Below are 10,784 nucleotides of genomic sequence, written 5' to 3'. Positions count from 1 at the left end.
ATATGGACATGAAAAGAATTTATCATATAATAAAGACAATCGTAACTTGTTTACTGCTCGTTGTCTTCGGAAGTTGTGAAAAATATCTGGAACAAGCTCCAGATATGCGGACGGATTTATCTACCTTAGACAATATAGGCAAGCTACTGGTATCGGCCTATCCGGCAAGAGAGTATATCACATTCGCGGAAGCTGCTTCTGATAATGTGGAAGATAAATCTGCTGCACTATCCAGAAATAATGATGAACCCTATAACTCGCTTTACTTCTGGGATGAAGTGCAGGGTACCGGAGCAGGCACACCTGGCGGATACTGGAATGCTGCCTATTCGGCGATTTCTGCGGCTAACCACGCTTTAGAAGCCCTTGATAATAATTTGTACGACGATACAAAGCGGGCAGAGGTATATCGAGGAGAAGCATTAGTGGCCAGAGCCTATGCACATTTCATGTTGGTTACTTTTTTTGCTAGGGCTTATGAAATTGGCGGTGACAATGATTCGCCAGGCATACCCTATGTCACAACACCTGAAACCGTGGCTATCGCACCCTATTCGCGTGGTACTGTTCGATCAGTCTACGAGCAGATCGAGAAAGATTTAACGGAAGGGTTACCCTTGGTAACCGGAGGTGTATGGCAAGTGCCGAAATATCACTTTACACCTCAAGCTGCTCATGCTTTTGCGGCCCGATTCTATCTTTTTAAAGGAGAATGGGACAAAGTAATCGAACATGCAAGTGCAGTGCCGCCAGAAAATGATTTTAAAACCAGCATACGCCAGTACAATGGATCCTTGTATAATTTGACGTATAACGAGCACCGGATAGAATATACGAAAGCAGACAAACCTTGGAATGTTCTTCTGATTAATGCCTATTCCAGTTTTCAACGCAGTAGCGGATTTGGTTTTAACCGCTATAGTTTTGGAGAAAAAAATAAAACGGTGTTAACCAAATCGACTGTGTTTGGGGCGACTTTCAGAAATCGATATGGCATTTATTCTTCATCTCCGCCCAATTATACTACGAATAAGTTTGAAGAATATTTCTATTATACCAATGTAGCGGCGGGTACGGGTCAGCATTATATTATGCAGCCGGTATTTACCACAGATGAAGCTTTGTTGAATAGAGCTGAAGCTTATATCCATAAAGACATGCTGAGTGAAGCGATTGCGGACCTAAATACTTTTGCTAGCACACGTATTGTAAATTACAGTAGTACGTCACATGCGCTTACCTTTGATAAAGCCAAAGCATACTATAATGTTAGTGACAACAAAGAAGCGATCATGGCCGCTCTTCTAGAAACTAAACGTATCGCTTTTATGCAAGAGGGAATGCGTTGGTTCGACATATTGAGGCATAAAATAACTGTCGAACATAACCATATCGCGAGCGACGGTACCGAAACCTTTTCTTACTTAGAACCCGATGACAATAGAAGGATGTTTCAGATTCCCCAAGATGCGAAAATATCAGGTATAGAACTAAATCCAAGATAATTTGAATTATGAAAAAGTTTAAATTAATACAAATTCTAACGTTAGGCCTCTTCATGGTGGCCTGTACCAAAAATGATGAATATCTTGATGTAGATTTGAGCACTTATAATTCGGACACTTATGTGCCTACTCTAGTCGATAATTGGATTTCGGAGAATATAACAAAGCCTTATAATATCGAAGTCGTTTACCGGTTTGAGCGTAATCTGACCGATGTGTCTAAAGATATAGCTCCGGTAAAGTATGACAAGGTACAGCCTATTATGGAAGCTGTACATGATGGCTTTATCAAAGCTTACGCTAAAGTAGGAGGAGAGACTTTCATAAAGACGTATACACCGAAGCAGTTTGTACTATACGGTTCAGGTTCCTATAATACCAACGGAAGTATCACGCTGGGAACAGCTGAGGGTGGAAGAAAAATCGTTTTGTATTCTTTAAATGAAATAGATTTTGAAAATCCGGATATGTCGTTAGACGGTAGTAATACAGTGCGGAGAAGATTGCGTACCATTCATCACGAGTTTACACATATCGTGAACCAAATTGTTGCTATACCGCCTGCTTTTGAGCAGATATCCAAGGCAGACTATGAGGCAGACTGGACAAACAATGATAGTAACCCCGAGTCCGTGTCCCGTAGTTTAGGATTCATCTCACGGTATGCAAGAAGTGCGTATACCGAAGATTTTGCAGAGGTAACCGCACATTTATTGGTACAAGGACAACTATGGTATGATCAATATGCCAAAGCGTCGGGAGAGGAAGCGTACACGAAACTAAAACAGAAGGAAGCTATTGTAGTAGACTATTTCAACGAGTATTTTAATATAGACTTTAAAGAACTGCAACGGGAAGTACAACGGGTATTGCATGAAAATTATGGCGATATCACCAATCAATCGTTCGCTTATTGGCTGAAGCAAGGAAATCTCATCTCCTCTTTAGGGATATCTCCAACTAATGCTCATTATGCAAAATATGGCACATCTTCAAAGTTCGATGCCATTTTCCAATCGGCTAAGACCGCTGTTGCAGCTGTGGGGAATGCGGGGCGCACATTAAATGAGTTGGAATTTAGTTTTTTGAATGCAACGGATCTCGAAGTCATCATGTATTATAATAACACTGCAGGATCACATTACCAAGCTTTTTATTCATTCTCGATGGCAGTAGATGAGCATACTGGTGAGGTGACTTTTACGAAGGTCGCTCAGCGGGGGGCCGACGAAGGCGTATGGTCTAATGCTGAGATCGTTGCCGACGGTTTTACACCTATCCAAGATTACTTGACCTCCCATACCTTTATAGCAGATTGGCTGCCCGGGAATGTTGAAACGGAAGATTGGCTCCGGTTAGGAGGCTTTTATGTCAAGGATGAGGTGGATAATTATTTTTATGGAGGGCTAACTTTTTAAAAAGATATTTTATGAAAAATATATATTACTTAGTCTTTATGTTGATAAGCATGTCGTGTTCCAAGAAGGAAACGATAAATGTTTTTGAAGCATTGCCGGAGGAGCGTATCGGCGTGAAATTGGAAGAGCTACAAAATAAACTATTGGAATCACCGTATGGATGGAAGGTTTCCTTGCCCACCTCGGGTAGTGGAGGCTATGGATTCTATATGGATTTCCATGAAGACCAAACCGTCGACATGTTCGCTGATCTGAATATTGAAACTGCTGCGGTCAAAGGGACTTCTACATATCGGATAAAGTGGGTGATGTACCCGACCTTACTTTTTGATACCTACAATTATATAACCATGTTACAGGATCCTACCTCCGATGTGTATGGCGGTGAGTCGGGTTCGGGTCTGAAGAGTGATGTTGAATTCGAATATCTCCGTTCCACGCCTGATTCGATTATTCTCCGTGGAAAGAAATATCAAAATGAGCTGATTTTGATAAAGGCTTCTCAGGAGGATAAGACCCGATTCGAAGAAGGGAAGTATGGTGAAATTATAGAAAGCTATCAAGAGTTTTTCGTTGAGAACAAAAACAATTATATACTCATCAATAAAGACGGTGTGGATTATAAAGTTGGTGTGACTTATAACCATTCTGCAAAGACGTTTGCGTATGAAGCCTTAGAACTCGACGAATCGATATCGACAGGGGCGAGTAAGTTCGCTTATACTATTCAGGGTATAGAAATCTTGACCGATCTGACCTATGGGGGAGTCACGTTGAAACGAGGCCTGATCAAGCAAGATGGTAAATTGTATCTTTATGACGCTGATGGTAACGAGTATATGGTCTTTCAAAACGCTAACCCTTTGACTCCACTGAAGTTTTTATTTAATTATAATGGAACGTACAAGTCTATAAAAATCGAAGGCCCCGATTTACCGGCCTCTTTACCAGCAGGCGTTACGTCTTCGTTTAACACGGTTTACGATGGTATGGTGACAAGATTTTCATATAGTAATCGAGTGATTGAAAGTGTTGAGTTTTCGCTTCTAAATTCAACTACTGCAAAAGTCAATATTTGGTATTATTCTGGCACTACTCGCTTTTTAGCGGATGCGTCTTTTACGTATATATATGAAAACGGTATTATAACGTTATCAAATTATACCCCATCTGTTTCCAATTCAAACTGGAATTCGCGCATTTCTCAAATAGGAAATTTTGTAAATTGGTTGCAAAGTGGTCCTTTTAGAGTAGATTGGGTAGTGAGTAGTGACCCTTCTGTAGAAGGAATCGGAGGATTGTATAGAGTGGATGATGCGTCTTCATTTTTCTACGGCAAGCTACAGTGATTATAAGACATCATCATTGCGAGGAAACATAATGGTGCCTCGCAATGATGATTTTTAATTTTTATTCGGGTATCTTATTAATGAGAAAATCTATCGCTTAATACGCTCATCAAACACAAAAGGCTCTGTTTGTACCAGCTTGATCCTTTTGAAATCAGGATGCAGTGGGTTGATCAGGTAGTTATACTCCCTGTCTATTATGGAAGAAGGGACTTTGAGTACAGCCGTTTCCATATCGGAAATCCATCTGTCACCTATCTTTTGTGTAAGGACTATTTTATCATAATCTTTCCAATTATTATGCAGCAGGCTTGTATCTATTGTTTTGATTTTTAGGGCATCAGGTATCTCTACGATCATGGCCTTGAAAAGAGCACTTAGGCCCAACTGATTCCGGTGTACAACGTTTTCCAGGCAAGCCAACGACCGCGAGGAAGCAGTGTAGATCATCTGCACGTCATTAGAATTCCAGCGGGCCGCCCGTCCCGAAGCTTTTAGGTCTTCTGAAAACTTTGCTAATGTAATCCTGTAAACTTTCACAGGCTATTATGCTAATGCGCCGTATTCGATACGAATAAGCTCTTCTTCTATGAGATCAATACCGGTGATGGTATCCATGAGATCAAAAGGAATCTGATTGCCCAGACCAACCGAAGAGGTGTTCAGCCATTCTGTAAAAGCTTTAACAGAGCCAAAAATTTCTGTGCCTTTATGAAAGAGTGCAAAAGATTTAAGAAGTTTTTCACTTAAGGGAGCATCTAATTTTAGATCCTGTACAGCATAGTTCTGGATGGTCTTGACTGTGGTTTTGAAAGTCTCCTGAAACTCCTCGTACGTGAAGCCAGAAAGGGCAATGAAATCTAAAGCAGCCTTCGCGTTCAAACCGTGCTTAGAGTTGATCAGTAATGCTACGGGATCGTTAGATAGGACGCCATAATGCACCATGGCTTCATGTGCTAGGGCTACACTATCTTGATCAGAAGGATATGAAGTGTGTTTTTTCTTTCTTTTCTTTTCCATACACTAATGTAGGAATTTTTTCTTGGTATATAAGAATTTTTTCTACTTTTTTCGTGTCCGGCATATCTTGTATGTCTACATCGTTAAGGAATCTTATAATGCCCCATATACCGCACAATACTATTTGCTCGGCTGTTGACATAATTTGAAGGTCTCCGTGCATCCCAATTTCGGGGATTGGGAAGAATAGCAATAATTAAGGCCGCTTGCTTTTTAGAAAGGCTACGGGCAGATTTATTAAAATAATAATGTGCCGCGGCTTCGGCACCATAGACACCCTGTCCCATTTCTATGACATTGAGATAGACTTCGAGAATGCGTTTCTTGCTCCAGCATATTTCAATCAGAAACGTAAAATACGTTTCCAGTCCTTTTCTCAACCACGACCGTCCCGGCCAAAGAAATACATTTTTGGCGACCTGCTGACTAATCGTGCTTCCTCCGCGTAGCTTTTTACCCTGCCTGTTTTTTTCAAAAGCTTCCCAGATGGCGTCGGTGTCAAACCCATGATGGGTTAAGAAATGAGCATCTTCACCCGCGATAGCCGCTCTTTTCAGATTGTCCGAGAGCTCGTCATAAGACATCCAGTCCTTTTCGATTTTAAAACCTTTGCCTGCTGCCTTCCATTCAAAACCCCGCTTTATCATCAGATAAGTAATGGGGGGATGAATAAACTTCAGCGCCAGCACCCAAAATATCGTTATCCCGAAGAAAGCAAGAGTAATCCGTATGGCCCATGTTTTCCATCGGGCTGCCCATCGCGTATTACGCTTTCCTTTTCTCCTGTTTCCTTTTCGTTGGATCGCCATGCTGTATTTGATTTCTGATGCAAAAAAAGAGAATATATACGAATATGTAAAATAGACAATTGCAAATTATTTAGAATAGCCTTACTTTCGAATCACAAAACAGTTACAGCAAAATGATGTATAAGAAAATAGCAGCAATTTTTGTATTATGTATCACAGTCTATTCAAATTCGGCTATGGCGCAAAAAATATCTGACGATAAAGTAATTTTGGTTATCCATGGTGGAGCCGGAACAATAGTGAAAAAAAACATGTCAGCGGAAACGGAAGCACAGTATATCGAAGCGCTCCAAGCCTCTCTACGCGCAGGATATGCCATATTGACCGAGGGTGGATCGAGTTTAGAGGCTGTCGAACATGCGATCGCGGTGATGGAAGATTCGCCGCTGTTCAATGCCGGAAAAGGAGCAGTTTTTACACATGACGGTAAGAATGAACTGGATGCTTCTATCATGACCGGAAAGGATGGGAAGGCTGGTGCTGTAGCGGGTGTAACCACCATTAAAAATCCTATCCGCGCAGCTATTGCTGTCATGCAAAAGTCTAACCATGTGATGCTGGCAGGCAAAGGGGCAGAGCTGTTTGCGCAAAATAATGGCCTGGCGATGGTGGATCCTTCTTATTTTTATACAGAAAGGCGTTGGAAGGCTTTGCAGCGTTTGTTAAAAAAAGATTCCTTGCGTGTGGAACTCGATCATGATGAGAAGAATACCGTTATACCTCCCGTCGATATGGATTCCAAATTCGGAACGGTAGGTTGTGTGGCTTTAGATCATGCTGGAAATATTACGGCGGGAACATCCACTGGCGGGATGACCAACAAAAAATTCGGACGTGTCGGCGATTCGCCTATTATTGGTGCAGGCACATATGCCAATAAAGAAGTCGGTGTTTCCTGCACAGGATGGGGTGAGTTTTACATCCGACAGGTTGCCGCTTACGATGTGGCTGCCCTGATGAACTACAAAGGATCGACGGTGCAGGACGCAACAGCGGAGGTTATACGCAAAATCGGAGCGGCAGGAGGTGACGGAGGGATAATCGCATTGGACAGAAACGGGAATGTGGCTATGCCCTTTAATACGGCGGGCATGTACCGTGGCTATGTTACCGATAAAGGTGAAGTAGTTGTGCAGATTTATAAGTAAGGCATGACCTTGCCATTTCCCTTCAATTATCTTATTTTTACGACGCAACTAAAAACTGATACCATTGGCTAAAGCGAAGAAAGAAACTCCTTTAATGCAGCAGTATAATAGCATCAAAGCTAAATATCCGGGTGCATTATTGTTGTTCCGTGTAGGGGATTTTTATGAAACATTTGGGGAAGATGCCATTAAAGCCGCGGGAATATTGGGTATCGTGCTGACCAAACGGGGCAACGGTTCCGAATCGGAGACCGCCTTAGCCGGGTTCCCACATCATTCTCTTGAAACTTATCTTCCCAAGTTGGTTCGTGCAGGACAACGCGTAGCTATATGCGACCAGCTGGAAGATCCGAAACAAACAAAAACCATCGTTAAGCGGGGGGTCACAGAACTGGTAACACCGGGTGTGTCCTACAGTGACAATATTGTCCAGCAAAAATCAAATAACTATCTCGCATCGCTTTACATCGAGAAAAATACCGTAGGGGTATCCTTCCTTGATATATCTACCGGAGAATTTTTAGTGGCCCAAGGTCATATCAGCTATGCGGATAAATTGCTACAAGGGTTTAAGCCTACAGAGATTATCATGCCGCGTAAGCAATCCAAAGAGTTTTTAGAGCATTTCGGCAGTCAATATTATACCTACTTTTTGGACGAATGGCCCTATACGGGAGACTATGCGGAAGAGACGCTTCTCAAGCATTTTGAAGTCAACTCGATGAAGGGATTCGGTATTGAGCGCATGCCGTTGGGTATTGTGGCGGCGGGGGTGGCACTCCATTATCTAAACGAAACAGAGCACCGTAACCTGCAACATATATCGCATATCGCACGGATAGAGGAAGATCACCACATGTGGCTGGATCGTTTTACTATCCGCAACCTCGAGCTGATCGGCTCGGCCAACGAGAATGCGACGACCTTATCGGATGTTTTGGATGAAACTTCCTCTCCGATGGGTGCGCGGTTACTGAAGCGATGGATTGTTATGCCCCTAAAGGATGCGGCATCGATTCAGGAACGTTTGAATGTCGTCGATTATTTCTATCAACATAAATCCTTGCGCGAGGAACTGATCCGGGAAATCAAACATGTGGGGGACCTGGAAAGGTTGATTAGTAAAATAGGTCTGCAAAAAGCCAACCCCAGGGAAATCATACAGCTCAAGAGGGCGCTGCATGCCATCGAAAAACTGAAAGAGTTGACATACGCCACCGAGTCGGAGTCTTTGCGTATAATAGCCGAACAGCTGAACCCGTGTGTCCTCATACGGGAGAAGATGGAAAAAACGATACAACCCGAACCGCCGGTTGCGTTGAACAAAGGAAATGTCATCGCGGAAGGGGTAGATGAAGAACTGGATAAGTTGCGAAAGGTCGCCTTCGGCGGTAAAGGCTATCTGTTGGAAATCCAGCGTCGCGAATCGGAAGCTACAGGCATTCCCTCCTTGAAGATCGCATTTAACAATGTGTTTGGGTATTACCTCGAGGTGACGAATACCCATAAGGATAAAGTGCCTGAAGGGTGGATACGTAAGCAGACACTGGTCAATGCGGAACGGTATATCACGGAGGAGCTGAAAGAATATGAAGAACAGATATTAGGTGCTGAGGAAAAGATACAGGTTATTGAGAACCGTATCTATGGGGAACTTTTGGTCGCGATTGCGGAATATATCAAACCGATACAGCTCAATGCGCAGCTCATCGCCAAATTAGATGTGTTGCTCAATTTTGCAGTCATCGCCGAAAAAAACTATTATGTCAAACCTGAGGTCTCGGCTACCAAAATTATCGATATTAAAGGCGGACGTCATCCGGTTATCGAGCGCAACCTGCCTATAGGAGAGGATTATATCACGAACGATACTTATCTCGATCCCGAAAGTCAACAGATCATCATTATTACCGGACCCAATATGGCGGGTAAGTCGGCACTATTACGGCAGACCGGCTTAATTGTGCTTATGATGCAGATCGGATCGTTTGTTCCTGCTAAAGAAGCCCGCATTGGCCTGGTCGATAAAATCTTTACCCGAGTGGGGGCTTCAGACAACCTGTCCTCCGGCGAATCGACGTTCATGGTGGAGATGAACGAGACGGCCAGTATTATGAATAACCTCTCCGACCGAAGCCTGATCTTATTGGATGAGATCGGAAGGGGAACCAGCACGTATGATGGGATATCCATTGCCTGGGCTATTGCTGAGTTTTTGCATAATCATCCCACGGCGCGAGCGAAAACATTGTTTGCCACGCATTACCATGAGCTGAATGAGCTCTGTAATTCGATGACCCGCATCAAAAACTTCAATGTCACCGTGAAGGAAGTCAATAATAAAGTGATTTTTTTACGCAAATTAGTACCCGGCGGATCGGAACATAGCTTCGGTATTCATGTGGCCAAGTTGGCGGGGATGCCGGCCAAGCTTATAGGAAGGGCCTCGGAAATACTGACACGATTGGAACAAGAGCGTACCGGTGGCGAAAAGATTAAAGACAGCATGCGTAAAATTCAAAAGCAAGCCTATCAATTGCAGATGTTTGCCATAGACGATCCTATTTTGGAAAAAATCCGGGATATGCTGAATAATCTGGATGTCAACACCTTGACTCCGGTAGAGGCCTTGATGAAACTGGACGAAATTCAGCGGGTCTTGAAGAACTAAGCTTCATGCTATTTGTGAAGCGACAAGGTGCCCAGAAGGAGCTCTTGGTTGAACTGGCCGATATTCGTCTCCCTTAACATGCGTGTAAGCTCATTCCGGATCTTTTTGAATTCATGGTGGAGCGGGCAAGGTTGTTTCTCGGAACAAAATTCCAGACCTAAACCGCAGCCTTCGAATATTTTGTTCCCGTCAATGGCTTCTACCACATCCGATAAAGGGCGCTTCAGGCTGACGGCGTCCATGAAGAAGCCGCCGTTTGGACCTTTGGCCGATTGAATAATACCTACTCTGCTCAGTTGTTGTAATATTTTTCCCAGAAAGGCTTGTGGCGATTTGATGTTTTCTGCAATCTCCACGATACTTACGCGCCTTCCCTCGTGTGTACTTTGGGCAATATAAAAGACAGCACGTAAAGCATATTCACAAGTTTTGGAAAAAACACCCATTTTTAGCGTCGTTAGAAATTGTGGTATAAAGATAGCACATCCTATCTACTCTTATAGCAATCTTGCAGATATTTTTGTAAGACGAGTACGTGCGCATGCTCCTCGTCTTTCGCCGCATAGAGGAGGGTGATAAGTGGCTGCTCTTCCCATTTATCCAGATAGTGGGGAATGCTTTCATTCTGCTTTAACTCGCTCAGGTATTGCCCTTTGAACTTTTCCCAACGCTCGGGTATATGGCCGTATGCCGTGCGGATTTCGGTCGATGGAGCAATATCCTTAGCCCATTCATCGATATGCGCCTTTTCCTTTTTTATACCTCGGGGCCACAATCGGTCCACAAGGACACGAAAGCCGTCTTTTTTATCTGCGGCTTCATATATACGTTTGATGTTGATTTTAGGTGTAGCCATCGTGATAG

Annotated in this window: 10 protein-coding genes; 5 read left to right on the top strand and 5 right to left on the bottom strand. The window is 43.2% G+C overall.

The window, feature by feature from the left end:
* Window positions 1-8: 8 nt before the first annotated feature.
* Genes G5B30_RS01340 through G5B30_RS01330 form a run of 3 tightly spaced genes read left to right on the top strand, consistent with a single transcriptional unit; the run spans window position 9 to window position 4,272 of the window.
* Window positions 9-1,505: a RagB/SusD family nutrient uptake outer membrane protein gene (locus G5B30_RS01340; protein WP_165318150.1), complete on the top strand. Its 1,497-nt coding sequence runs from the start codon at window positions 9-11 to the stop codon at window positions 1,503-1,505.
* A gap of 8 nt (window positions 1,506-1,513) precedes the next feature.
* Window positions 1,514-2,923, top strand: coding sequence for a substrate import-associated zinc metallohydrolase lipoprotein (locus tag G5B30_RS01335; RefSeq protein WP_165318149.1), 1,410 nt, complete (start codon window positions 1,514-1,516; stop codon window positions 2,921-2,923).
* An 11-nt stretch (window positions 2,924-2,934) separates the two neighbouring features.
* Window positions 2,935-4,272: a DUF4302 domain-containing protein gene (locus G5B30_RS01330; RefSeq protein WP_165318148.1), complete on the top strand. Its 1,338-nt coding sequence runs from the start codon at window positions 2,935-2,937 to the stop codon at window positions 4,270-4,272.
* A 90-nt stretch (window positions 4,273-4,362) separates the two neighbouring features.
* Here G5B30_RS01330 and G5B30_RS01325 read toward each other — a convergent pair whose 3' ends face one another.
* From G5B30_RS01325 to mtgA, 3 genes are all read right to left on the bottom strand, one after another.
* Complete coding sequence (locus tag G5B30_RS01325; protein WP_165318147.1) at window positions 4,363-4,812, bottom strand: RES family NAD+ phosphorylase; 450 nt, start codon at window positions 4,810-4,812, stop codon at window positions 4,363-4,365.
* A 6-nt stretch (window positions 4,813-4,818) separates the two neighbouring features.
* Complete coding sequence (locus tag G5B30_RS01320; protein ID WP_165318146.1) at window positions 4,819-5,292, bottom strand: antitoxin Xre/MbcA/ParS toxin-binding domain-containing protein; 474 nt, start codon at window positions 5,290-5,292, stop codon at window positions 4,819-4,821.
* Between the two features lie 83 nt (window positions 5,293-5,375).
* Window positions 5,376-6,101 (bottom strand): monofunctional biosynthetic peptidoglycan transglycosylase, encoded by a 726-nt coding sequence (gene mtgA / locus G5B30_RS01315; protein WP_165318145.1) that lies wholly within the window; start codon window positions 6,099-6,101, stop codon window positions 5,376-5,378.
* Window positions 6,102-6,214: 113 nt separating this feature from the next.
* Here mtgA and G5B30_RS01310 point away from each other — a divergent pair, with 113 nt between their 5' ends.
* On the top strand, window positions 6,215-7,249 hold the full coding sequence (locus tag G5B30_RS01310; RefSeq protein ID WP_206366971.1) for an isoaspartyl peptidase/L-asparaginase family protein: 1,035 nt from the start codon (window positions 6,215-6,217) through the stop codon (window positions 7,247-7,249).
* A 64-nt stretch (window positions 7,250-7,313) separates the two neighbouring features.
* Window positions 7,314-9,920, top strand: a complete 2,607-nt coding sequence (gene mutS / locus G5B30_RS01305) for a DNA mismatch repair protein MutS (RefSeq protein ID WP_165318144.1) — start codon at window positions 7,314-7,316, stop codon at window positions 9,918-9,920.
* Window positions 9,921-9,928: 8 nt separating this feature from the next.
* On the opposite strand, the gene G5B30_RS01300 is transcribed toward mutS, so the two are convergent.
* Together G5B30_RS01300 and G5B30_RS01295 are read right to left on the bottom strand one after the other, a co-directional pair.
* On the bottom strand, window positions 9,929-10,366 hold the full coding sequence (locus tag G5B30_RS01300; protein WP_165318143.1) for an RrF2 family transcriptional regulator: 438 nt from the start codon (window positions 10,364-10,366) through the stop codon (window positions 9,929-9,931).
* A 41-nt stretch (window positions 10,367-10,407) separates the two neighbouring features.
* Window positions 10,408-10,776, bottom strand: a complete 369-nt coding sequence (locus G5B30_RS01295; protein ID WP_165318142.1) for a DUF488 domain-containing protein — start codon at window positions 10,774-10,776, stop codon at window positions 10,408-10,410.
* Between the last annotated feature and the right edge of the window lie 8 nt (window positions 10,777-10,784).

It is taken from the genome of Sphingobacterium sp. SGG-5 (assembly GCF_011043525.1).
Taxonomy (GTDB): Bacteria; Bacteroidota; Bacteroidia; order Sphingobacteriales; family Sphingobacteriaceae; genus Sphingobacterium.
The sequence above is the reverse complement of the archived record's forward strand: the minus strand, read 5'-3'. Positions and strand labels throughout refer to the sequence as shown.